Origin of the sequence: Paludibacter propionicigenes WB4 (genome assembly GCF_000183135.1) — a bacterium.
In the GTDB taxonomy this organism is placed as follows: domain Bacteria; phylum Bacteroidota; class Bacteroidia; order Bacteroidales; family Paludibacteraceae; genus Paludibacter; species Paludibacter propionicigenes.
Map to the genome: position 1 here is coordinate 1162742 of NC_014734.1, position 23636 is coordinate 1186377.

The 23636-nt window shown below is 37.2% G+C and carries 24 protein-coding genes; 5 read left to right on the forward strand and 19 right to left on the reverse strand.

Going from position 1 to position 23636, the window contains the following annotated elements:
- Nucleotide 1 precedes the first annotated feature (1 nt).
- The 14 genes from PALPR_RS04785 to PALPR_RS04850 all read right to left on the reverse strand — a co-directional run bounded on the left by PALPR_RS04785 (nt 2) and on the right by PALPR_RS04850 (nt 14659).
- Nucleotides 2–1027 carry a GDP-mannose 4,6-dehydratase gene (locus PALPR_RS04785; RefSeq protein WP_013444486.1) on the reverse strand — a complete coding sequence of 342 codons (1026 nt, stop codon included), beginning with the start codon at nt 1025–1027 and terminating at the stop codon, nt 2–4.
- A gap of 3 nt (nt 1028–1030) precedes the next feature.
- The gene (locus tag PALPR_RS04790) at nt 1031–1927 is read right to left on the reverse strand and encodes an NAD-dependent epimerase/dehydratase family protein (protein WP_013444487.1); all 897 of its coding nucleotides are present in this window, start codon (nt 1925–1927) and stop codon (nt 1031–1033) included.
- Nucleotides 1928–3073 carry a CDP-glucose 4,6-dehydratase gene (gene rfbG / locus PALPR_RS04795; RefSeq protein WP_013444488.1) on the reverse strand — a complete coding sequence of 382 codons (1146 nt, stop codon included), beginning with the start codon at nt 3071–3073 and terminating at the stop codon, nt 1928–1930. It lies immediately after the preceding gene.
- Between the two features lie 38 nt (nt 3074–3111).
- A complete protein-coding gene (gene rfbF, locus PALPR_RS04800; protein WP_013444489.1) occupies nt 3112–3885 on the reverse strand; it encodes a glucose-1-phosphate cytidylyltransferase in 774 nt (257 codons plus the stop codon).
- A 134-nt stretch (nt 3886–4019) separates the two neighbouring features.
- Entirely contained in the window at nt 4020–4715 is a 696-nt protein-coding gene (locus PALPR_RS04805; protein ID WP_013444490.1) for a ferredoxin--NADP reductase, read from the reverse strand.
- Complete coding sequence (rfbH, locus tag PALPR_RS04810) at nt 4715–6016, reverse strand: lipopolysaccharide biosynthesis protein RfbH (protein ID WP_013444491.1); 1302 nt, start codon at nt 6014–6016, stop codon at nt 4715–4717. Before rfbH ends, PALPR_RS04805 begins: the two co-directional genes overlap by 1 nt.
- Before the next feature lie 44 nt (nt 6017–6060).
- A complete protein-coding gene (locus PALPR_RS04815; protein WP_013444492.1) occupies nt 6061–7404 on the reverse strand; it encodes a UDP-glucose dehydrogenase family protein in 1344 nt (447 codons plus the stop codon).
- Between the two features lie 75 nt (nt 7405–7479).
- Entirely contained in the window at nt 7480–7812 is a 333-nt protein-coding gene (locus tag PALPR_RS04820; RefSeq protein WP_013444493.1) for a hypothetical protein, read from the reverse strand.
- Between the two features lie 11 nt (nt 7813–7823).
- Nucleotides 7824–8108, reverse strand: a complete 285-nt coding sequence (locus PALPR_RS04825) for a hypothetical protein (RefSeq protein ID WP_041620243.1) — start codon at nt 8106–8108, stop codon at nt 7824–7826.
- Nucleotides 8109–8116: 8 nt separating this feature from the next.
- Nucleotides 8117–8566: a hypothetical protein gene (locus tag PALPR_RS04830; protein ID WP_013444494.1), complete on the reverse strand. Its 450-nt coding sequence runs from the start codon at nt 8564–8566 to the stop codon at nt 8117–8119.
- Nucleotides 8567–8878: 312 nt separating this feature from the next.
- On the reverse strand, nt 8879–9967 hold the full coding sequence (locus PALPR_RS04835) for a GumC domain-containing protein (protein ID WP_013444495.1): 1089 nt from the start codon (nt 9965–9967) through the stop codon (nt 8879–8881).
- A 2-nt stretch (nt 9968–9969) separates the two neighbouring features.
- The gene (locus PALPR_RS04840; protein WP_083807177.1) at nt 9970–12420 is read right to left on the reverse strand and encodes an SLBB domain-containing protein; all 2451 of its coding nucleotides are present in this window, start codon (nt 12418–12420) and stop codon (nt 9970–9972) included.
- A gap of 223 nt (nt 12421–12643) precedes the next feature.
- Nucleotides 12644–13168: a UpxY family transcription antiterminator gene (locus PALPR_RS04845; RefSeq protein ID WP_148226426.1), complete on the reverse strand. Its 525-nt coding sequence runs from the start codon at nt 13166–13168 to the stop codon at nt 12644–12646.
- 201 nt (nt 13169–13369) lie between these two features.
- Nucleotides 13370–14659 carry a nucleotide sugar dehydrogenase gene (locus PALPR_RS04850; protein ID WP_013444498.1) on the reverse strand — a complete coding sequence of 430 codons (1290 nt, stop codon included), beginning with the start codon at nt 14657–14659 and terminating at the stop codon, nt 13370–13372.
- Between the two features lie 278 nt (nt 14660–14937).
- Here PALPR_RS04850 and PALPR_RS04855 point away from each other — a divergent pair, with 278 nt between their 5' ends.
- Complete coding sequence (locus PALPR_RS04855) at nt 14938–15471, forward strand: NUDIX hydrolase (protein WP_013444499.1); 534 nt, start codon at nt 14938–14940, stop codon at nt 15469–15471.
- A gap of 40 nt (nt 15472–15511) precedes the next feature.
- On the opposite strand, the gene PALPR_RS04860 is transcribed toward PALPR_RS04855, so the two are convergent.
- From PALPR_RS04860 to PALPR_RS04880, 5 genes are all read right to left on the reverse strand, one after another.
- Entirely contained in the window at nt 15512–15847 is a 336-nt protein-coding gene (locus PALPR_RS04860) for an acyl-CoA carboxylase biotin carboxyl carrier protein subunit (protein WP_013444500.1), read from the reverse strand.
- Between the two features lie 101 nt (nt 15848–15948).
- Nucleotides 15949–17493, reverse strand: coding sequence for an acyl-CoA carboxylase subunit beta (locus PALPR_RS04865; protein WP_013444501.1), 1545 nt, complete (start codon nt 17491–17493; stop codon nt 15949–15951).
- A 135-nt stretch (nt 17494–17628) separates the two neighbouring features.
- Nucleotides 17629–18150 (reverse strand): hypothetical protein, encoded by a 522-nt coding sequence (locus PALPR_RS04870; protein ID WP_013444502.1) that lies wholly within the window; start codon nt 18148–18150, stop codon nt 17629–17631.
- Nucleotides 18151–18242: 92 nt separating this feature from the next.
- Complete coding sequence (locus PALPR_RS04875) at nt 18243–18533, reverse strand: DciA family protein (RefSeq protein ID WP_013444503.1); 291 nt, start codon at nt 18531–18533, stop codon at nt 18243–18245.
- A gap of 62 nt (nt 18534–18595) precedes the next feature.
- On the reverse strand, nt 18596–19552 hold the full coding sequence (locus PALPR_RS04880) for a glucosaminidase domain-containing protein (protein ID WP_013444504.1): 957 nt from the start codon (nt 19550–19552) through the stop codon (nt 18596–18598).
- A gap of 172 nt (nt 19553–19724) precedes the next feature.
- Here PALPR_RS04880 and cdd point away from each other — a divergent pair, with 172 nt between their 5' ends.
- The 4 genes from cdd (at nt 19725) to PALPR_RS04900 (ending at nt 23605) form a co-directional block, all read left to right on the forward strand.
- Nucleotides 19725–20207, forward strand: coding sequence for a cytidine deaminase (cdd, locus tag PALPR_RS04885; RefSeq protein ID WP_013444505.1), 483 nt, complete (start codon nt 19725–19727; stop codon nt 20205–20207).
- Between the two features lie 128 nt (nt 20208–20335).
- The gene (locus tag PALPR_RS04890) at nt 20336–20719 is read left to right on the forward strand and encodes an START-like domain-containing protein (RefSeq protein WP_013444506.1); all 384 of its coding nucleotides are present in this window, start codon (nt 20336–20338) and stop codon (nt 20717–20719) included.
- Between the two features lie 244 nt (nt 20720–20963).
- The gene (locus PALPR_RS04895) at nt 20964–22385 is read left to right on the forward strand and encodes an LptF/LptG family permease (RefSeq protein ID WP_171805021.1); all 1422 of its coding nucleotides are present in this window, start codon (nt 20964–20966) and stop codon (nt 22383–22385) included.
- Nucleotides 22382–23605 (forward strand): bifunctional 3,4-dihydroxy-2-butanone-4-phosphate synthase/GTP cyclohydrolase II, encoded by a 1224-nt coding sequence (locus tag PALPR_RS04900; protein ID WP_013444508.1) that lies wholly within the window; start codon nt 22382–22384, stop codon nt 23603–23605. Before PALPR_RS04895 ends, PALPR_RS04900 begins: the two co-directional genes overlap by 4 nt.
- Nucleotides 23606–23636 lie beyond the last annotated feature (31 nt).

A 23636-nucleotide genomic window follows, 5' to 3' on the forward strand; every position in this document is an offset into this window, starting at 1 on the left:
ATTATTTCTGTTTATTATTGTCAATCCACGTAATACTTTTTTTAATTCCATCTTCAGCAGATGTCATTATTTTCCAATCATATAGCCTTTCTGCTTTAGTATTATCAGCAACAAATACTTTCTGGTCGCTTTCTCTCCAAGGTAATTGTATATAATTCATTTTAATATCGAGTACTTGTTCAAGTAAAGTAAAAAGCTCTAACAACGAAAGACTATTCTTAATTCCACCACCAATATTAAAAGATTGTCCATATGCGTCTTTCACATCTTTGGCTGCAAAATAAAGGTTTACTACATCTGATCCGTGAAGGACATCGCGTACTTGTTTACCCGTGCCTGATATCGTAAATGGAGTGTTTGCAATTCCTTTTTGGATTTCAATGGCTTTTTGACAAAACCAGCCCACCCAACCTTGATCAAAAGTAGCATGTTGATTACTTCCATACATAGATGAATGACGAAATACAATAGTTTTTAAACCATAAATACGATGAAAGTCAAGTAAGTATTGATCAGCAGCGCCTTTAGAACATCCATAAGGAGAATGAAAATCTAAAGAAATGGTTTCTGGAAAACCATTTGGGTATTCTCTACATGTGTAACGTGTATCTGTTTCGTCAAAAGTAAGATTTTCGAAGTCACCATAGACTTTATTGGTTGATGAATAGAGTATTACGGATTCTGGAGAATACTTGCGTACTGCATCTAGCAGGTTATATGTTCCCATTGCATTTACTTCAAAATCTAACCGAGGATTAGCAATTGAAGTTGTCATAGCAACTTGTCCTGATAAATGAAAGATATAATCAGGTTTTACGTCTTTTATAACCGTTTCAACATCATTATTATTGCGAATATCAAAAGGATAATATTTAAATTTACCTTGATTTCGCAACCATTCAAGATTAGCAGAACTACCAAAACGGAATAAATTATCAAAAATAAATAACTCTTCACCTCTTCGCAAAACTTCGGCGGCCAAATTACTACCTATGAATCCACAACCTCCTGTAATTAAATATCTCATATCTTATTTTTTAATTAACTCTTTTAACCTGTTCAAAATATTAAAATCAATTTTAAGTTTAGTCAATCGTTCAAATTTATCCATATTACATTTTAAGTCCATTACTTCATTTTCACGGTAATGAACAGCTCCATAGTTAATAGTCGAAGTTGATTGTAATTCAGATTTACTAAATTCGATTATTTCTTTTAATGAAATACTATTTCCGCTACTCACATTTACAATCTCACCTACACATTCATTGTTATTCATTAAAAGCAAACGAATACAATAAGCAAAATCTTCAACATAAATAAAGTCTCGTTTTTGTTCACAAGGTGATACGTTCAAAGGAAGATTGTTTTTCATGCAATCTATCACATAAGGTATAAATTTACTTTTATGCTGGAATGGTCCAAATAAATTTCCCGGTCTTACAACCATTATAGGAAAACTGTAATTATGGTTCAACATCATAGCCGTATTTGTTGTCAGTTGTTTAACAAGAGCATACGGTGAACTTGGATTTTCCCTCATAATTTCATTAAATGGTGAATTCTCAGAACCATATTCTTCAGAACTTCCAAACTGAACAAATAATTTAAGTTTTTTTTCTTTGAATCTGTTATATAGATTCAATAAAATTTTTAAGTTGCTTGAAATTAGACCATCAAATAATGACAAGTCTCTCTCTGCTGTTACTATAGAGGCCAAATTAATGATATACTCAGGTGCATTGACTTCTATAGGGATTTGCTCTTCAACTAAATCCATTTGGAACGTTGAGATTTGAGGATAATTCTCAAAGAATAAGTAATCAATAAACTTGTCGTAAATACATACATTGTATTCCTTAGAAAGATATACCGCTAAATTCTTTCCTATAAAACCACTACCTCCAATCAAAAAAATCGTTTCCATTTATTTGTTTATAAACTTTTTAATATGATCCAAACAAATCTTATTGACCGCTTCAGTCTTATATCTTTTATACCAATCTACTGTCAATTCAACCGTCTGATTTATATTTAGCCTTGGTTCCCAACCTAATTGAAATTTTGCTTTGGAAATATCAAGCATCAATAGCTTAGCCTCGTGTAAGTCGTTGGGATTCGATAAATCTTTTAAATAGCGATTAGTGATAAGTGATAAGTGATTAGTTTCCGAGAGTCTTGGTTCTTGGTTCTTGGTTCTTGGTTCTCTAAAATAATTTTCCACGACTTTGGTAGCTACATCCCATACCGTAGCAATAGATTCGGCATGTGGTCCAAAATTCCATCCTTCGCAATATTTAGTCGGTTCATTCCACATTTTTTGAGCTAACAGCATATAACCGCTTAATGGTTCCAACACATGTTGCCATGGGCGTATGGCTTTGGGGCTGCGAATATCAATCGTTTTACCAGCTTCTAATGCTTTTATACAATCGGGAATAATGCGATCCAATGCCCAATCACCACCACCAATAACATTACCCGCACGTACGCTGGCAATAGACTTACCGTGAGAGTCATATTTATCCGGATGAAAGAACGAGCGTCTCCATGAAGCAATTGCTATTTCGGCTGCACCTTTGGAAGAAGAGTAAGGATCATATCCTCCCATAGCTTCATTCTCTCTATAGCCCCACAGTTGCTCACGGTTTTCGTAACATTTATCAGTGGTAATCATAACTGCAACTTTCACACTACCCGTTATCCGAATGGCTTCCATAACATGGATACTGCCCATTACGTTTACTTCATAGGTTTCAACCGGTATGTCATACGATAGACGTACCAAAGGTTGAGCTGCTAAATGAAAAACAATTTCCGGTTGATATTTCTGAAAAACATCTTTCAAATTTTGACCATCCCGTATATCACCTCGTAAATCCGCTTTTATTTTTTTTCCTATGCCGGATAAAACGAAGTTATCACGATCGCTAAAGGGTTCTAATGCAAGTCCTATTACTTCAGCTCCAAGCTCATGTAACCATATAGCTAACCACGAACCTTTAAAACCCGTATGCCCAGTTATCAAGACTCGTTTACCACGGTAAAAGTTGTCAAATATATCGATGCTCATCAACAATTATGAATTATGAATTATACATTATGAATTATTTACCAAACTTTCCAGGGAGCATTCCCTTTATCCCACATTTCGTTCAATTCAAAGTTATCCCGCATAGTATCCATCGGTTTCCAGAATCCTGTATGTTTAAAGGCGTTCATTTCTCCTTTTTTTGCTATATTTTCGAGTGGTAATCGTTCAAAAACAGCATCATCACCTTCAGGAATATAATCAAACACTTCGGGTTGGCAAACAAAGTATCCGGCATTAATCCAGTTACCATCTCCCGCCGGTTTTTCCATAAACGAATTTACTTTTCCATCATGATCAATATCCAATGCTCCAAATTTTCCGCTAGGTTTGTAAGCTGTTACCGAAAGTAATTTGCCTGAGGCTTCGTGTAAATTTATTGTTTCCCTTATATTTAAATCGGCTACGCCATCACCATAAGTGAGCAAAAAAGGTTCATTGCCTACATATTTCTGAATACGCTTAACACGTCCACCTGTTTGTGTATTCAAACCTGTATCAATCAATGTTACTTTCCACGGTTCAGCATGACAATCTAACACTTCAATTTTGTTATTTATTAAATCAATTGTCAAGTCACTATTGTGCCGAAAATAATTAGCAAAATATTCTTTGATAACATAGCCCTTATAACCACAGCAAATGATAAACTCATTAATACCATAATGACTATAGGTCTTCATGATATGCCAAAGAATTGGTTTACCACCAATTTCAACCATGGGTTTTGGTATTAAATTGGTGGCTTCACTGAGCCGTGTACCCAGTCCACCTGCTAAAATAACTGCTTTCATATAAAAATATTACCCCTAACCCCAAAAGGGGAATTAGGTTAGTACTGCTTGTATATTATTATTAAATATCTTATTATCTATTCTTTTAAAAAGAGAATAGGTCTTTAAGTCCCCTTTAGGGGATTTAGGGGTACTTACCATTCATCTGTATAGATATTCTCTGCTCCAGCTGCACTCAAATTCTTTGCAAAGTAAGATGTAAATGTTTCACCTCCGCAAATATAAAAATGCGAATCTGTTACATCAACATTAGAGGTCTGAATATCTCTCCATTCAATTCTTCTATTTGGCAATTCAGCCATTTCCTGACGGGTACAGAATAAATGCAATTGTGCTTTTGGTACGATAGATTTCAACATATCGACTCCTTGCATTTCCTCCTCGTTTTTAAACGAATAGAAGACATGTAAACGATCGGTATAGTTATCACGCACCAACTGTTCGCAAAAACTAAGAATGGGTGCTATCCCTGTTCCACCGGCAATGCAGCAAATCGGTTTTTTTTTTTCAAAGAAAGGCAATAAAAAGTCACCAAAGGCATATTTTACAGTACAGGTACTTCCAACGATAAGTTCATCGAATATGCGTGAAGTGTATACACCTACTTTACGAATAATCAATTTTATAGTTCCGTCTTCTTTAAATGCCGATGCAATACTAAAATTACGTGATTCAGGCCAACGAGTATAGTCTTCTTTATTTTCAAGGGTCAGTTGCAAAAACAAACCGGCTTCGAAATAATGATTTTTTCCTAATTGAAGCGTATATTCACGAATCTCACTCCCATGTTCTTTTACACTAAGAACAGTCGCTTTGCTTATTGTGCCCATTAATGTATAGAATTAAAGAATTTGTCAAATACATATAAAATATAATCCATGTGAACCTGTTGAATACCCGGATAGACACCAATAAAAATAGTGTTCCGCATGATATAGTCGGTATTGGTTAATTCTCCTGACACACGATACTCCACATCTTTGTAGGCAGGTTGTTTAGTCAGGTTACCGGCAAATAGCTGGCGGGTAAGAATTTTATGGTCTTCTAAAAACTCAGCCAGTTTTGTACGGGTAAATTTGTCATTCTCGCGCACATTAAAAGGAAATCCAAACCAGGATGGGTCGGAATTGGGAGTAGCTTCGGGAAGCATCAAATACTCTTCGTATTGTTTTAAACCGACATAAAGTTTTTTAAAGTTTGCTTTACGGATTTCAACAAACAAAGGAAGCTTTTTCAATTGAGCTACCCCTACAGCAGCCTGCATATCGGTCACTTTTAAATTATACCCTATATGGCTGTATACATATTTATGGTCGTACCCTACAGGCAAATCGCCATATTGACCTTTAAATCGTCGTCCGCAGGTATTATCGCAACCCGGATCGCAATAGCAATCGCGTCCCCAATCTCGCATAGAAGTAGCAATACGTTTTAGCAAGGGATTACTGGTTAATACAGAACCACCTTCGCCCATGGTTATATGGTGAGCCGGATAAAAACTGGTAGTAGCCATATCGCCAAAAGTTCCCACCATTTTACCATCATAGGTAGAACCAACGGCATCACAACAATCTTCGATTAAGAAGAGACCATGTTTATCGGCAATGGCTTTAACAGCATTCAAATCAAAGGTATTTCCCAGAGTATGAGCCAACATAATGGCTTTTGTTTTATCGGATAGTGCATTTTCGATGGCCAACACTTTTACATTAAAGGTATCAAGCTCCACATCGACAAATACAGGCACCAGTCCATGTTGCACAGCAGGGTTAACAGTGGTAGGAAAACCAGCAGCTACCGTCAAGACTTCATCTCCTCGTTTAAGTCTTTTATTTTTCAACAAGGGAGAAGTTAGTGTAGAAAGTGCTACTAAATTGGCTGATGAACCGGAGTTAACCAATATACAGCTTTTTTGTTGCATATAACTCGCGAACTTAGCTTCAAATTCTTCGGCATATCGTCCGGTTGTTAGCCAAAAATCGAGCGATGCATCCACTAGTGTTACTAATTCATCCGCATCAAATACTCGGCCTGCAAAGGGAACCATTGATTTACCAGGCTCAAAACTCTTTTCTACAAATTGTTCGGCATAATATTGTTTAACCAATGCCAGTATTTCGTCTCTTTTCATTTATATCAGTATATCTTTAATATATTAGATCGTCAAAACTCGATTTAACCAATGCATTGATAATTAAATCCTAATTCATTCATTTCATTCTCATCGTAGATATTCCGTCCATCCAGTATTAGCAAGCCTGTCATTGCTTTTTTCACAACAGGCCATGTTGGCATTCGGAATTCTTTCCATTCAGTTACGAGCATAAGAGCATCCGAATCTAAAACCGCATCATAAATGTCATTGGCAAAATACATATTGAAAGAATCTTCAGGAATCAATTCTGCCATTTTAGTGCGAATTATCTTCTTTGCCTCAGGCATAGCTACAGGATCAAAAACGCGAACTTTACAACCAGCTTTAAGTAATTTTTCAATAAGCACCAGTGATGGAGCTTCTCGCATATCATCGGTATTTGGCTTAAATGACAATCCCCAAATACTGATAGTCTTTCCGCTCAAATCTGACTGAAATTGCTTTTCCAACTTATGAAACAATACTTGTTTCTGATAAGCGTTTACTTCTTCTACCGCTTTAAGTACACGCAACTCATAACCGTTTTGATCGGCTGTTTGAATTAATGCTTTTACATCTTTGGGAAAACAGGAGCCTCCATAACCGCAACCTGCATATAAAAATTTACCACCAATTCGTTGATCGGTTCCTATACCTTTGCGTACCATGTTGACATTTGCCCCTACCCTTTCACATAGATTAGCCATGTCATTCATAAAACTTATACGGGTAGCTAACATGGCATTTGCAGCGTATTTAGTCATTTCAGCAGAAAGAATATCCATGAATATTACCCGAAAATTATTTAAGAGAAATGGACGATATAGTTTAGTCATTAGCTCTTTAGCCTTTTCACTTTCCACACCAACAACTACTCGATCAGGACTCATAAAGTCTTTAATAGCGTCGCCTTCTTTCAGAAATTCCGGATTGGAAGCTATATCGAATTCAATATAAACTCCCCGTTTATCTAGTTCCATTTGTATGGTTTGACGAACTAATGATGCCGTCCCAACCGGAACAGTACTTTTGGTTACCAACAATACATATTGTTGCATATTTTGTCCAATTGTGCGAGCCACTTCAAGTACATACTTTAAATCTGCGCTACCATCAGCATCGGGTGGTGTTCCAACCGCACTGAAGATTACCTGAATATCATTTAATACTGATGTCAGATTTGTCGTAAAATGTAATCTTTCTGCTTTTATATTTCGTTGAACCATGTCTTCCAGACCTGGTTCATAAATAGGTATTATCCCTTTTTCCAGGTTCTCAATTTTTTGTCTATCAATGTCAACACAAGTCACATCAACGCCCATTTCAGCAAAACAAGTTCCCGAAACTAAACCAACATAACCAGTTCCAACGATTACTATCTTCATTTAAAATTTCTTATTTGTAGATTTGAAATTAATCAAAATCCATCATTATGACTTCTTATTATTCTAAAATATCTCTTAAACAGTCTCTAAGCTACCAATATAATCTTTAGAATGTCTTACCGAGCTTTTAGAACACTCTACCGAGCCTTTAGAATCCTCTGCTGTGCCTTTAGAACTCCCTGCAATGTCTTTAGAACCTTCTGCAATATCTTTAGAATTGCTTGCTATGCTTTTAGAATCCTCTGCAATGCCTTTAGAATGTCTTGCTAACTCTTTAGAATCCTCTGCTATGCCTTTAGAATGTCTTGCTAACTCTTTAGAATCCTCTGCTATGCCTTTAGAACCTTCTGCTATGTCTTTAGAAGAAACCAGTCTATGAAAAAAATTCTTTCTATTCCTCTTTTTCATATTCTGTTTATTTAATTCGTAGTCGTTGGTGCAGCTTCTACAGTTTTTTGTGCTGTTTTTACTGCACTTTTAGCTACCTGCCGGACTTTCTTGAGTAATTCTGCAAAAGTATAATCCGCCAATTTTGCCGGATCGGTTGCCTTGTACAGAATTTTGCCTACCGAGAGTATTTCACCAATTTGATTATACAACTCGTTCAGCAACGATACATTATTTTGAACAATGCTTCTGCGGTTGCTGGCAATTTCGATTTGTTGTTGCTTATCAGCCGCCAGAGAATTGAAAGCAGCCGTCAAAACATCAATCAGCTCGTCATCAAACCTTGTTCAGCCAACGGAGCTTTATAGGTTTGAATGTTTGCCAACACAATATGCAAATTCGCTATAACACCTTCCACATCATGATATAAGATGCTTTTACGCAAAGCTGCAAAACCAAAGGAAGCGGGTGTAATGTTCAAAGTAGCCTTAGCAAGGTTTAAATAACCAGTGACACGATTAATAGGATCAATCAGATTATTCATCGTGTTAGAGTACCTTTCGGTAATGATTTTCTTTGCCAGTGTCTCCGATTTAGGTTCCAGCAAATCAGTAACAACAGTAATTTTGTTTTCGTAGTCAGTTACATAAACTTCAGTGAATTTTGGCGAGTATGCAGCAAAATCTGCAAAATCGCGTTTCAACGCAAATGCAACAGCTTTAGAAACAACAGGCAATTCTTCATCTTTACAATTGAAGAGTCGAGTGTTAATCATATTCATTTAATTATGTTTAAAATGTTTATTGATGAATATAAAATCAAGGAATAGAAAGACCACACTAAAATTATCAATTAAAAACATTGCAAAACAACAATCAGCAGCTACAAACTATTATCTACCTAAAATTATTACCTACTACCTTCTTATATGACCTACTTCTTACTAATTACTTCTTTATACCAACTACTAACTTATTATACCCTACTTACTACTTACTACTTACTACTTACTACTTACTACTTACTACTTACTACTTACTACTTACCATTAATCATCAACACATCATTAAATCAACACATTATCACATCACTCTTCCAACGCATTCTTCAAAAACATAGCTCCCAATAAATAGAATACAATCAGGAAGCCCCCCAATATGCCCCCTGTAGCCATGGCTTTGGCTTTCCCAAGCCTTTCCTTTTCCAACGGAAAACGGGGTGTATCGATAATTTGTACGATAGGAGTTTCGCGGGCCAGATCCAGCTTCAGAGTTTCCAGATTTTTCAATACTTCGGTATAAACCGTGGCGTAGAGTTGTGAATTATTTTCTTGTTTAATTTTTGGCACAGCCGCAAAAGCCAATGCCTGATTAATATTCACCTGCGAATAACCTGCACTTCGGTAGAGGGAAGATTCGTACAACCTGCGGATAGAATCCGCCTTAGCCTGCATCATATTTATATTAGCACGGCTCTGAGCAGTACGGGTTTCTTTGTAAAAGCCGTAAGTGACCTCCATCAGTTTTTCTTCGAACAATTTGGAGAAAACCTCGTCCTTGCTGGTAAAGTTGACATTGACAAAACTCAGCTTCTTATCTTTACGGGCAATAGTAAGCGCATTGGATTTTATCAGCTTGTCGTATATACTATTCAAAACACTATCCTGCGTACGGGTAAAAGTTTCCCGTTTCTGACCTATTGGGAAACTGAGTATTTGTAACTCTTTGTTGTCTTTCTTCTTCCATTTATCCCGCAGTTCATTAAACTGAATATAGACTTCTACCAGATTTTGCTTTTTCCCCTGATATACTACAGGCGATAAAAGCGTTTGCTGTATGGTATGAGGCGACTGCATAATTTCCAACAAATTATCACCGCTAAAAGCACCACTGCTACCGCCGCCCAGCATGCTGCTTAACCCAAAGGATGACGCCAAATCTGCCAATCCACCACCTCCTGCACTTTTTTCGACCAAGGCAAAAGAGAGTTTTGCGGTATATTTAGGAGGAGTAAGCAGCGAAGTTATCAAACCAATAACAGCTCCTCCCAGTCCGAAAACCAGAATAATCAACCATTTGGTCAGTAAGTACTGCCACCACTCTTTCGCTTTTTGTAGCAATTCTTTCAGCGATATTTCGTCGTTATTCGCTGTAGTCTGTTGTTGAACTGTGCTCATATTTATCTTTTTACAACTGAATAAATAAGTACCATAGCAGAAGTTATTGAAGTCAAAATGCCTACTGTTTCACCCGCTGTCAATGGATTTTTCACCTCGGTTGGTTTTTCTGGAACCACAATACGGGCTCCGGGCTGTAATTTAGGATAAAACTTTATTCCTAGAAAACGGGTAGTGCTTCGGGCTGTACCGTTGGCATATAACACAAATACTTTCTTTTTCAGTGCTTGTTCCGTAAATCCACCGGCACGATGTATATACTTCTTTAAACTCATCCCAGGTTGATAACCTACATAGGTAGGGAACAGTACCTCGCCCATTACTCGTACAGTTTGCAGTTCGCGCGGCACAAAGATATCATCACCATCTTCCAAAAAGAAATCGTCTTTTCCACCCGGGTGTTTCATGATTTCTACCAGATTAATACCCACAATACCCTGTGATTTAAATACCTTATCCACCGATTTCGATTTTGAAAAAGTATTCTGAATAGAATCTAATCCTTCGGCAGGAGCTGCAATACCTGCTGTTTTAAGCATGGTTGCATCCACTTTATTATCGTTTTTATTCTGATACAGTTTTTTCGCATTTTCCTTTGTGATTTGGTTCAGCTTCTGTTGAACTCCGGTCTCTTTTTCAGTTCGGATAAGAAACGCTCCTGCAGGATAAGCATACTGTGTAAATCCACCGGCTCGTTTGATTACATCAGAAATACGTTCTGATTTACTGGTAACGCTATATTCACCGGGTTGTAAAATTTCACCTTCCAGTTTAACCGTACGCGTTTCTTCGTATCCCGAGATCGTACGGACAATCACCTTATCTCCATTTTCGAGGAGCATATCAGCACTACCTTTTTTAAAGCTCAGTTCCTTGTCCAGCGAGAACTTATACACAATAGTTTTGTCTGTCGTGTTCATTAAGCGATCTGGATCTTTGATAATTCTGACCAGCTCCACCGAATCGGTATTGGCCATTTCGGTAAATCCTTTTGCTTTAAATATCAGATCTTTCAGGGTTATGTTCTCTACAAATTTAAATGTTCCCGGCATTAATACTGCTCCTGAGATGGAAATGGACTTTTCTTCGCGATAGTCAAACAGGCTGGTAATCATTACAGAATCATCTTTTTGAAGCAATATATCTTCTGCAGCACCTTTAAGTACTTCACCCAAATTGAATCCCAGTATTTCGGGTATTTGATTGGCTTGCTTCCTGTTGATAAATGCCATATTCATAAAAGCATCTTCTTTTAAGCCGTTTGCTTTCTCAATCAGTTTTTTTACGGTCATTCCCGTCTCCAATGCATAGGTTCCGGGACGATAAACCGAACCGGTAATATCCACACGGTTATCGAATATCTTAGATGTTGTAGCAACATAACAGGAATCTCCGGATTGTAATTTAAATATTGCCAATTGATTTTCCGGAACATCAACTACGGTTTTTCCATTGTTTTTCAAGCGTATAGTAGTAATAACCGATTTATTGGCATTATCACTATAGCCACCGGCAAACCGAACTAATTGCTGAAGGGTTTCTCCCGGCAATGCTTCAAACAAACCTTCGCGTTTAATAGCACCTGAGATACTTACACGAGCTTTGTAGGGGTCAATCTTGATAACATCTTCGTCCTGTAATGCTATATTGTTTGTCAAAGCTCCATCCAACAGAAAACCGTATACATCAACATTAGCAACTACTTTACCACGTCTCACGACCTTAATATCGCGCATAGTACCAATAGAATCGGGGCCACCACAAGCATACAGCGCATTAAAAGCTGTTGCAAGAGACGGAAGCGTGTAGGTTCCCGGACGGGTAGCTTCACCGACTACCGTCACACGAATGCTACGAATACTTCCCAGACTTACATTAATCTGCGCTCCGGGATAAATACCGACAAGTCTGCTTTTAATAATACGGGTAACATTCTCAACGGTCTGACCACTTACTTTTATCGGGCTGGCATTGGGTACACGTATGTAGCCTTCCGGGCTAACTTTAGGCTTAAAGTTCGCCTCGTACATGCCAGATACGTCAATTATCAATTCATCGTACGTACCGAGGATGTAATTGGGAGGGGTAGGAATATTTAACTTTGGTTCAAAAGTCAGATTTTGTTTATCAAACAAATAAGAACCGAAGATACCTCCTGAAAAGGTTTTGGATTTCTCACTTTTTTGATTTTGGTTTGCAAAATTGCTCTCATTTGCTTTATTGCTGGCTTTCTTCTGAGTATCCCGCAACTCGTCAATATCTTCTTGTCCGTTATTCACATTTCTATCAACTACTTCAGCCTGTTGAGTATTAGTAACAGCTCCGGCATTTCCATCTTTATATTTTTTATAGGCTGCCAATTGCTCAGGACTCAACTTACTCAAATCAATGTTTTGAGCCATCAAACAAGTCGTAATTAATGAGAATAGAAAGACAAATTTAATTTTCCGCATAGGTATATATTGAAAATAGTTTACAATTTAAAAGGTTATTCTAAAAAACTCCTCTATTTAGCACAAAGAGGTTCGTCACTCCCACACTGGAAATAACGAATTATTTTTTAAACCTGAAATATTTCTTACCTATAACCAGATGTAGCCAACAACAGAAACGTTGCACCTACTCCCGGCATAAGATCATTTTAATTATATGTTATCCAACAAAAGCATTAAGCAACTACAGTACTTTTTCGATAAACGATACCGGCACTGTAGTAATTGCCGAACCAAAACGTTCAAGTCTGATTAATACTTTATGTTTTCCTTTTACTTCAACTAACTCGCCCATCATCCCTGTTAAAGGTCCTTTGGTGATAGTTACAGACTCACCACGAGCAAAATCTTCCACACTAAATTCTATCGGTTCATCAGCGCCTTCCACCATCAATCGTAGGTTTTCTATCTGACAATCGGGTATTGCGACCGGTCGCCCTCCTTCTCTGACAAAGGCTATTGCACCATATATTTTTGTTACCTTTTCAAAATCTTTATCCTGAATATGTACAAAAATATAACCGTTTACAACTGGGATTAGTACCTCTTTAATTCTGTCGCTCCAACGGCGTTTTACCTTTTGTAGCGCTAAATAGTGCTCTATTCCCACATCCGAAAAACGTTCGCTCACTTTTTTCTCCGCCCGCGGTGCAGTATATACTGCATACCAACTTAACTTCTCTGATTGTATGGCGCGTTCTTCTTTCAACTTCAAAATATTTCAATTACACTAAATGCTTTCTAAGTAGTTACAAGTGAATAGTTACGAGTTACAAGTTTATTTATTTATTTATTTATTTCTTTATTCAACATTAAGACCAACTTTCACCCTCCTACCACTACCTGTTTATAATTTTTTAGTAATTTTAGAACAAAAACTGATCACTGCTCATTGTTCACTGTTCACTGACTAAAGTCTTCCATCCACCCATCGCCTGTCGATTACAGCTTTCGCATCAAAAACGACAGAACCGGCCTTATAGTACTTCTCGAAATCTATTGTTTTAAATTCATCATGCGCCACAGCCAGTAAAACAGCATCATATTTCTTTTTACCATCTACCTTATCTATAATATCCACACCATATTCATGCTTTACTTCCGCCACTGATGCCCACGGATCATAGATATCCACATTCAACCCAAATTCACACAATTCCCGATAAATATCAACCACCTTGGTATTGCGTATGTCCGGACAATTTTCTTTAAAAGTCACACCTAGCATCAGTACATTAGAACCTTTTATGGCATGTATCTTCTGTATCATCAATTTCAACACTTTATTGGCAATAAAAGGCGCAATACTGTTGTTTACGTGCCGACCTGAGAGTATTACCTGAGGCACATAACCCAACGATTCCGCCTTACTAGCCAAATAATAAGGATCCACACTGATACAATGTCCACCGACAAGCCCCGGTCGGTACTTTAAAAAGTTCCATTTAGTTCCGGCAGCATCAATCACATCGTTGGTATCAATGCCTACTTTATCGAAAATAAGGGCTAATTCATTGACGAAAGAGATATTCACATCACGCTGAGCATTTTCTATAATTTTCGATGCTTCTGCTACTTTTATGCTGGGGGCTTTATGCGTTCCGGCTGTAATGATTGAGGAGTATAAATTATCTACCTGATCGGCAATAAGTGGAGTGGAGCCGGAGGTAACTTTTTTAATTTTGGTAAGCGTGTTTACTTTATCGCCGGGATTTATGCGTTCCGGACTATAACCCGCATAAAAATCTTTATTGAATTTGAGCCCTGAGACTTTTTCTATAACAGGGATGCAGTCTTCTTCAGTACAACCGGGGTATGTGGTTGACTCATAAATTACAATGGCATCATTGCTTATGACACGCCCAAGCATTTCCGAAGCCATTATAAGCGGCTTCAGATCAGGCATATTGAATTTATTGATTGGTGTGGGGACAGTTACTATAAAAGTATTGTACTCTTTCAGGTCGATTTCATTGCTCGAAAATGACAAGCCGAAATTAGGGTTTGAGCTACAAAGAGCTGTAGCCTCATGCAAACCATCCAGATCGGCTTCCAAAGTGTGATCAACGCCTTGTTGCAATTCACCAACCCTGTTTTTATCTATATCGTATCCAAGTACTTTATACTTTTTGCCAAACTCAATAGCAAGTGGTAAACCCACATAACCCAGCCCGACAACAGCAATTCTAAATTCTTTCATCAATAACAATTAATTTACACAATTAAATTATTACAACATCACCTCTTAAAATACCTATACCCTAAAACATTACTAATCAAACAATAAACTAATTTTCAAAATTAAGAGAAGCTCTTTTAAAAAGCGAATACAAAGATACTAAAATTATTTTTCAAAACATATCATTTCATTCTATAAAATTTAGCAAATATACTTTTCTATTGCAGAAGAATTAATTTTGAAATAGTTATATCTGAATATATTTTTATTACTTTGCATTTCAATTTAAATTTACGATTATGGCATCGATTGAATATTTCCCTGAGGTAGATGAAAACGGCAAAATAATCCGAAAGGTAACACGCACCGAATGCCATGCAGGGTCGTTTTTTCTACATCCTGTTGTACACTTACATGTATTCAACTCTAGAGGCGAATTGTACCTGCAAAAGAGAGCTTTAAACAAAGACATTCAGCCCGGTAAATGGGATACATCTGTAGGCGGACATGTTGATTACGGCGAAGAAATCGAACTGGCTCTCCAACGGGAAGTACGGGAAGAGTTGGGTATTGAAAATTGTTATCCCGTATTTCTGAAACGATATAAATTCGTTTCGAATCAGGAAGCCGAATTAGTTCATAGCTATTTCACTGTTTACGACGGTTTCATTACACCTGATCCAGAAGAGATATCGGAAGGTAAATTCTGGACTATTGAAGATATTGAATCACATATTGGGAAAAGCGTTTTCACTCCGAACTTCGAACAAGAATGGACAACAATCATTAAAGAAAACCTGACAGCTATATCAGGCAAAATAAATAAGGGTTGATTATTTCTAATCAACCCTTATTCTATATATTTCGAATTTTTTATTCGTTATCAACTGCTTCCAGCTCAATCATCAATGAATCTTTCGGAATCTTAATTCCAACTTCTACATTGATTTTCTTTACTCGCGCAGTGAAAGGCATTTCAATACGATTTTGCATCTTCATTGCCTCCAGAATTAAAAGAGGAGCTCCTTCAGTTACAATATCGCCTTCTTTTACAAATACTTCAAGAATAGTTCCAGGAATGATAGACTGTATATCATACGGACTTGGATTAATCCATGGCTTTCTATTCTGATATTTTTTAGTAAGAAGCGTTTTGTATTTACGCGCAGTTACCGCAAAATCTACATATTCCTTTTTTTCTGTTTCCATAATTTATTTAGTTGACAGTTTATAGTTGACAGCTCATGATTAATACTAACTCAGAAAACCTTGTCAACTTTAATTGTGAATTGTGAATTAGAAATTATGAATCAGAATGGAGGAACTCCATGTTTTTTAGCTGGACGGTAATCGTCTTTATTTTTAGAAACTTCTAATGCATGCAATAACATATCGCGTGTTTCCAATGGCTCAATAACAGCATCGATATAACCTTTTGATGCAGCCACATAAGGATTAGCAAATTTCTCGATATATTCCTGAACTTTTTGTTGACGCATAGCATCTTCGTCTTCAGCTTCCATAATTTCCTTGCGGAAAATAATGTTAGCAGCTCCTTCAGGACCCATTACTGCAATCTCGGCACTTGGCCAAGCCAACATAAAGTCAGCACCAAGGTGGCGCGAGTTCATAGCAATATAACCACCACCATACGCTTTACGTAAAATAACTGTAATTTTAGGAACAGTAGCTTCTGAATATGCATATAACATTTTAGCTCCGTGACGAATAACACCTGCATGTTCTTGGTCAACACCCGGCAAGTAACCCGGCATATCTTCCAAGGTAACGATAGGAATATTAAATGCATCGCAATAACGGATAAAACGGGCTGCTTTATCAGAAGCATCACAGTCGAGTACACCAGCGAGATAAAGTGGTTGGTTAGCCACAAATCCAATAGTTTCACCATTCAAGCGACCGAAACCAATAACGATATTGGCAGCCCAAAGTTCGTGAACTTCAAGGAATTTAGAATCATCTGTAAGTGCATAAATCACTTCACGTACATCGTATGGCTGTTTTGGATCGGCAGGAATAATATTCTCAATATTCTTATTAAATGTAGGTTCTTTAGGTTCTACACTTTTAGCTTTTTGTTGGTTGCTATGTGGAATCAATGAAACAAGTTCTTTGATTTGCTCAATACATTCCATTTCGCTCAAAGCATAAAAATGAGCATTTCCGGTAATTTCGGCATGTACACGTGCACCACCCAAATCTTCCTGAGAAATTTTTTCACCTAATACAGTTTCGATAACATTCGGGCCGGTAATAAACATTTTAGAAATATTTTCTACCACAAACACAAAGTCGGTAAGAGCTGGAGAATAAACAGCACCACCGGCACATGGACCTAAGATTACTGAAATTTGAGGAATAACACCGGAAGCCATAGTATTACGATAAAAAATTTCACCGTAACCGGCCAAAGCGCCGATACCTTCCTGAATACGAGCACCTCCCGAGTCATTTATTCCGATACATGGCACTTTCATTTTAAGCGCATGATCCATAATTTTAGTAATTTTACGCGCATGTTTTAGTCCAAGCGAACCACCCATTACGGTAAAGTCTTGTGCATAAATACAAATAGGATTACCGTTCATTGTTCCTGTACCGGTAATTACGCCATCACCAGCCAGCACTTTGTCATCCATTCCGAAATTGCGCTCTTCGTGTTCAACGAAAAGGTCATATTCGTGAAATGAACCGGCATCCAACAATGCAAGGATACGATCACGGGCAGTCATCTTGCCCATAGCTACTTGTTTCTCAATGGCTTTGTCACCTCCACCTTTTTCAACAATTGCTTTTTTTTGTCGTAATGCCAGAATGTTTTTCTTTAAAGTCATAAAACTTTTATTTAATTAAACATAAAGTTACGGGCTACATCAAAAAATATAACCCTTATATCGGAGGACAAAAGTAACACTTTTATCGTTAAAGTGTGCAATCTCCCGAACATACTTACTATTAATAATACAAAACTATTTGCCGTTCAAAGCTTTAAGAATATTTTTTCTGACAGATTTAAAGCCCGCAGAATAATTCTCAAAATCGATATTTTCCAAAACAACCGATAACTCTTGTTTAAATTCGGGTTCTTTACGGCAAATGCGAAGTAATATTTTCATGGAAAGTGCCTGAACGGCTATAGGCGATTTAGGAGAAATCATCCAGTCAAAGCATGCATTTATGAATTCTACCGAAAGGCACTCCGGCAAGGCTATATTATTGATTACAGACAAACAACCACGCAACAAACCACCATGAGAAGTAGCAATGGCTAAAGTAGACAATTCTTCAAAATGCCGTTCAGAAAACCATTCAGGATGTTTTTCGCTTATCTTCTGGCAAGCCCAGGCAGCACGCCACGCCACAGCAATATCTTCATCATAAATAAGACGATATACGATATCAAAATCGGCTGGATTTAGAAAAATCTCTGTAGCTAAGATATCAACAAAACGTTTAGATAGCGGTTGGCGAAGATGTTCACGGTAATCCATAATAATTGCAGCTAAACCCCAAAACCCTAAAAGAGCTTTAATTTGGTATTCAGAAAGTCAACAAACTTATAAAAATAGAAAAAGGAAAGGGCTTATTTAAATACAATATCTACAATCACTTCCACCCCTACCCTGTCATTCAATGATTTTTTAATTTCTTCTCTCGACATAAACAAATCATGACGAAGCACAGATGAAGTTAGAGTTACATAGAGTATCCTGTTTTTCACCACCAACTCAGAAGTATATTGCATGATATTAGTGCCCAGCACCAATGGCCATGATTCTATCAAACGCTTCTCATTCAGCGGGCGATCAAGATGATGTTCCCTGAGCACCTGACGAATCACATCGCTCAATAATTCTGTATTTTTTTTTCGCATGATTAATTTCTAATTAGATTCGAAAATAGCCAATCAACAAATAACTGAGAATTGAAAACTCTTTATCGCAAAACCAGCACCTGTCCTAAACGTACACCATCAGTGAACGACATATTATTCAGTTTATAAAGACTAACAACCTTCATTCCATAATCTTGTGAAATGCTGTACATCGATTCTCCGGCAGTGACAGTATGGTTATTGTTTTCTTTTGGGGCTTTATTACGTTTCATCTCAATGAAAACCCGCATTCCAGGTTTTAGAACGACAGTAGAATTCACCTCATTAAAACCACGCAAGCGATTCTCAGTCATATTAAATTCATTAGCAATTGTTGCATAAGTGTCGCCTCCAACAGAAGTTACAAATTTTACCTTGTTTACTTTCACTACCGTATGGATTGTAACCGCATTGATTACACCCATCGAAGCTCCGCGAGTCTGCACAGTATTATCTGATTTATCATCCGCTCTTCTACTTTCAGCAAATCCAGCAGAAGAACTTCCAACTAAATCGTATTGGTGTAATTCATAATTTTCAATAATAGAAATGAGTTTATAGGCATAGGCTGGGTCGGTTGCATAGCCGGCTTTTTTCAAACCCTGGGCCCAACCTTCATAATCCGTTGGGTTTAGACTAAACAAAAATGCGTAACGACTTCTTTTTTTAAGAAACAAGGAATGATCTTCATAAGACTCGAGCACTTGATTGTATTTGCGGAAACATTCATTCTTCGTTTCATCATCATGATAGTATTTATCTCCGGTCCAGTCACTACATTTGATGCCAAAATGGTTGTTCGATTCTTTGGCGAAAGTACTTTGCCCTGCCCCCGATTCAAGCAAACCCTGAGCAAGGATGATGCTTGCCGGAATTCCATGTTCTCGTTGTTGTCTTTCAGCCAATTGGTGATATTGGTCAATATAATCTAAATAAGCCCGGCTTTTAGACTGAGACACAGCGAATAAACTAACAGACAGAAATATAACTAAAATTTGGGGTTTAATACTAAGCTTCATTCGTTCAAATTATTGTTTTTATTTGCTACAAAATTAAAACTAATTAATCAAAAAGACTCGTTTGATTAGATAATTTTATAATTTTGTATTTATTCAGTGTCTACCAGACCATATACCTCATTGTTCATCTGGAGAATGCTACCTGAATATCTTACCTTCACAAATAAAAAATATGACAGAAAAAACAATAGAAACCAAAGTATCAATCTTAAGTTTCAACGAATTGAACTCAGCACAAAAAACGCTCATAGACAAAGCCAAAGAGCAGGTTGCTAAAGCTTATGCTCCTTATTCCAATTTTCATGTAGGCGCTGCTGTGGAACTTGAAAATGGGGAAATATTCGCAGGGAGTAATCAGGAAAATTCAGCCTACCCTTCGGGACTATGCGCCGAACGTGTCGCTATGTTTTATGCCAATGCACAATTTCCCGATGTTGCTGTAAAAACGATAGCCATTGCGGCATTTACCAATGGCAAATTTTTGCCTGAACCTATTACGCCATGTGGTTCTTGTCGTCAGGTATTGCTTGAATCTGAAATGCGATTTGATAAAAATATTACGGTTCTTCTGTATGGAACCAACAATATTTTCCAACTTGAAAATATCAGGCAGTTGTTACCATTATGTTTCGAAAAGAGCAGTCTTAATGGATAAATTGTATTGAAAACAGTTTATTATTCTACTAAAATCACAGTTTTCTCAAAAAAAATAACTATATTGCGAACGCAAAAATAAGAGACTAAATTTAGCTCTTAGCTTTTAAGCCGCAAAACGATAGTTCAATGAAGAAAACCATATTAAAAATCGAATATCAACTCAAAACTGCGTCAATTAATGTATTATGGAACTCAATCAGCACACCGCTGGGATTAGCCGAATGGTTTGCCGATGGAGTTACTGTCAATGATAATGAATATACATTTTGTTGGGAGAAAAATGAACAAACAGCTTTTTTAATTCACACAAAACCCAATGTCAGTGTTCGGTTTCAATGGGAAGAAGATGTAGATACTGATTATTATTTTGAGTTTAAGATAGTAGCATTGCAAGTGACCGGAGAAATGGCACTCATCATTACTGACTTTGCTGAAAAAGGAGAAAAAGATGACCTGACTCTTCTTTGGAACAATCAAATAGAAACGCTGAGACGGAAAACCGGTATTTAAACAACAACTATTTCCTACAAATCATATCGTATTATAATAAGAGAAACCATTAGGCTATGAAGCCTGATGGTTTCTCTTTCTTTCACCACACTTTCCCAACACTTAATGTTAAGCTAATTTCGCAAATCAGATACTTGATTATTGAACTTTTTGCAGTAATTTTGTTGTTCCAAAAAAAACAAGCATGTTTCGGATAAAAAAAATTGACTCTTACATATTTAAACGTTTTATTACGCAGTTCTTGATGACTTTTCTCATCTGCATTTTCATCCTGTTAATGCAGTTTTTATGGAAACATGTTTCTGAATTGATTGGAAAAGGAGTTGGTTGGTCAGTTTTAGCAGAGTTTTTTATTTATGCAATTTTCTCCGTTGTACCAATGGCTCTGCCCCTTGCAATACTATTGGCATCATTAATGACTTTCGGTAATCTTGGAGAAAACTTTGAACTAACCGCCATGAAAGCTGCCGGTATTTCTCTTTTTAGAATTATCCGACCGCTTATTATTTTCATCTCATTTGTTTGTGTTGGTGCATTTTTCTTCTCTAATTACGTTTTGCCTGTTGCACAAACTAAGTTATATACTTTAGTCATTTCGCTAAAACAAAAGTCTCCTGAGCTTGATATCCCAACCGGTGAATTCTACTCCGGAATACCTAATGTACAAATCTATGTAAAGGACAAAAAAGATCATATTCTCAAGAACGTGATGATATACAATTTTTCGGGAGGATTTGAAAACGCTGAAGTAACCGTTGCCGACTCAGGAAAAGTTCAGTTCACCGAAGATAAAAAGTATATCATGCTTTCGCTTTTCGATGGCGAAAGTTTTTCAAACTTGAATAATCAAAAATTGAGTAGTTCTACGACGAGTATTCCTTATCGCAGAGAAATCTTTAAAACAAAAGATCTTTTAATAGATTTCAATTCTGATTTTACCCGTTACGATGAATCTATCCTTAAAAATGAGCATGTTAGCAAAAATTTCCAGCAGCTTACTCATTCTATAGATTCAGTAAGCAAAGATGTTAACGTATCTGCTGCACTTCAGGGAAAAACTCTTGTTGATCAACATTTTTTTGGAAGAGATGTTATATTTGGTAGTTCGTTAAACGACAGTCTGAAGAAAGTTCGCAAGATTTACAATACAGATTCGCTTTTCCTCTCATTACCTCAGGAAGCCATGGTAAGAGTTTCTAACTCGGCAGTGGAAAAAGCAAAACTCATGAGTGAAACTGTTGAATACAACAAAACAATGATAGGCTCGCAAGTTACTTATATCACTAAACATGAGATTGAAAGACATCGTAAATTTACATTATCTTTTGCCTGCCTGATTTTTTTCTTCATCGGAGCCCCGTTAGGCGCTATTATTCGTAAAGGAGGATTGGGTATGCCGGTAGTGATATCTGTAATTATGTTTATCATATATTATATTATCGACAACACCGGATACAAAATGGTTAAAGAGGGTTTGTGGCTATCGTATCAAGGTATGTGGTTAAGTTCATTTGTTTTGTTGCCTATCGGGATTTTCCTTACATACAAAGCAGTTGTAGATGCAAGCATTTTAGATACAGAACAATATATAAAAGCATGGGCTCTGATTAAATCAAAGTTCAACTCTATAAGAAACAGAAAAATAAAACTAATTGATTCAAAATGAAATCAACATTAAATACAATTGAAGAAGCTCTTATCGACATTCGTGATGGAAAATTTGTGATAGTAGTAGATGACGAGGATCGTGAGAACGAAGGTGACTTTGTCTGCGCTGCTGAAAAAATTACGCCGGACATGGTTAACTTCATGATTACTTACGGTCGTGGAGTTGTTTGTGCACCGCTTACAGAAGATCGCTGCGACGAACTGGAACTTGAAATGCAGGTAGATAAAAATACTTCCATACACTCTACTCCCTTCACTGTTAGTGTGGATATGCTCGAAGGTTGTACCACCGGAGTTTCGGCTGCCGATCGTGCTGCTACTTTCAAAGCTTTGGCCGATCCACTTTCAAAACCTGAAACATTTGGCCGTCCCGGGCACATTTTCCCGCTAAGAGCCAAAAACAAAGGTGTTTTGCGCCGCGCTGGTCACACAGAAGCTGCAGTAGATCTAGCTCGTCTGGCCGGATTACAACCGGCAGGCGCCCTCATCGAGATTATGAATGAAGATGGCACCATGGCTAGACTACCGGATTTATTCGAAATTTCAGATAAATTCGATATAAAAATAATTACGATTAAAGATTTGATTGCCTATCGCCTTAAAACCGAATCGTTGGTAGAAATGGGCGAAAAAGTAAACATGCCGACCAAATATGGTCAGTTTAAATTGATTCCTTTCCGTCAGATATCAAACGGAATGGAGCACGTTGCACTCATTAAGGGTGAGTGGGAAAAAGATGAACCTATTTTAGTACGGGTTCATTCATCGTGTATCACCGGTGATATTTTTGGCTCTATGCGTTGTGAATGCGGGGATCAGCTCCACAAAGCTATGCAATTAATTGAAAGAGAAGGCAAAGGAGTAGTTGTTTATATGAATCAGGAAGGGCGAGGAATAGGACTGATGAACAAAATCAGGGCTTATAAATTGCAGGAAGAAGGAATGGACACTGTGGATGCGAATCTACATTTGGGCTTCAACGCTGATGAACGTGATTACGGAGTAGGTGCTCAAATCTTACGCGAAATAGGAGTTACCAAAATCCGCCTAATGTCTAACAACCCCGTTAAGCGCATAGGTTTGGAAGCTTACGGACTTTCAATTGTTGAAAACGTTCCTATCGAAATAGAACCAAACAAATTCAATGAATTCTACATGCAAACTAAAAAGGTTCGGATGGGACACGATTTGAAATATGTAAAAGGAGACGAAAAATAACTCATATTATAATGTTTCAATTTTGGGGGTC

Excerpts from the sequence above, each read along its gene's own strand:
- PALPR_RS04785 (WP_013444486.1), bottom strand. The coding sequence starts at position 1,027 with ATGAGATATTTAATTACAGGAGGTTGTGGATTCATAGGTAGTAATTTG.
- PALPR_RS04790 (WP_013444487.1), bottom strand. The coding sequence starts at position 1,927 with ATGGAAACGATTTTTTTGATTGGAGGTAGTGGTTTTATAGGAAAGAAT.
- rfbG (WP_013444488.1), bottom strand. The coding sequence starts at position 3,073 with ATGAGCATCGATATATTTGACAACTTTTACCGTGGTAAACGAGTCTTG.
- rfbF (WP_013444489.1), bottom strand. The coding sequence starts at position 3,885 with ATGAAAGCAGTTATTTTAGCAGGTGGACTGGGTACACGGCTCAGTGAA.
- PALPR_RS04805 (WP_013444490.1), bottom strand. The coding sequence starts at position 4,715 with ATGGGCACAATAAGCAAAGCGACTGTTCTTAGTGTAAAAGAACATGGG.
- rfbH (WP_013444491.1), bottom strand. The coding sequence starts at position 6,016 with ATGAAAAGAGACGAAATACTGGCATTGGTTAAACAATATTATGCCGAA.
- PALPR_RS04815 (WP_013444492.1), bottom strand. The coding sequence starts at position 7,404 with ATGAAGATAGTAATCGTTGGAACTGGTTATGTTGGTTTAGTTTCGGGA.
- PALPR_RS04820 (WP_013444493.1), bottom strand. The coding sequence starts at position 7,812 with ATGAAAAAGAGGAATAGAAAGAATTTTTTTCATAGACTGGTTTCTTCT.
- PALPR_RS04830 (WP_013444494.1), bottom strand. The coding sequence starts at position 8,566 with ATGATTAACACTCGACTCTTCAATTGTAAAGATGAAGAATTGCCTGTT.
- PALPR_RS04835 (WP_013444495.1), bottom strand. The coding sequence starts at position 9,967 with ATGAGCACAGTTCAACAACAGACTACAGCGAATAACGACGAAATATCG.
- PALPR_RS04840 (WP_083807177.1), bottom strand. The coding sequence starts at position 12,420 with ATGCGGAAAATTAAATTTGTCTTTCTATTCTCATTAATTACGACTTGT.
- PALPR_RS04850 (WP_013444498.1), bottom strand. The coding sequence starts at position 14,659 with ATGAAAGAATTTAGAATTGCTGTTGTCGGGCTGGGTTATGTGGGTTTA.
- PALPR_RS04855 (WP_013444499.1), top strand. The coding sequence starts at position 14,938 with ATGGCATCGATTGAATATTTCCCTGAGGTAGATGAAAACGGCAAAATA.
- PALPR_RS04860 (WP_013444500.1), bottom strand. The coding sequence starts at position 15,847 with ATGGAAACAGAAAAAAAGGAATATGTAGATTTTGCGGTAACTGCGCGT.
- PALPR_RS04865 (WP_013444501.1), bottom strand. The coding sequence starts at position 17,493 with ATGACTTTAAAGAAAAACATTCTGGCATTACGACAAAAAAAAGCAATT.
- PALPR_RS04870 (WP_013444502.1), bottom strand. The coding sequence starts at position 18,150 with ATGGATTACCGTGAACATCTTCGCCAACCGCTATCTAAACGTTTTGTT.
- PALPR_RS04875 (WP_013444503.1), bottom strand. The coding sequence starts at position 18,533 with ATGCGAAAAAAAAATACAGAATTATTGAGCGATGTGATTCGTCAGGTG.
- PALPR_RS04880 (WP_013444504.1), bottom strand. The coding sequence starts at position 19,552 with ATGAAGCTTAGTATTAAACCCCAAATTTTAGTTATATTTCTGTCTGTT.
- cdd (WP_013444505.1), top strand. The coding sequence starts at position 19,725 with ATGACAGAAAAAACAATAGAAACCAAAGTATCAATCTTAAGTTTCAAC.
- PALPR_RS04890 (WP_013444506.1), top strand. The coding sequence starts at position 20,336 with ATGAAGAAAACCATATTAAAAATCGAATATCAACTCAAAACTGCGTCA.
- PALPR_RS04895 (WP_171805021.1), top strand. The coding sequence starts at position 20,964 with ATGACTTTTCTCATCTGCATTTTCATCCTGTTAATGCAGTTTTTATGG.
- PALPR_RS04900 (WP_013444508.1), top strand. The coding sequence starts at position 22,382 with ATGAAATCAACATTAAATACAATTGAAGAAGCTCTTATCGACATTCGT.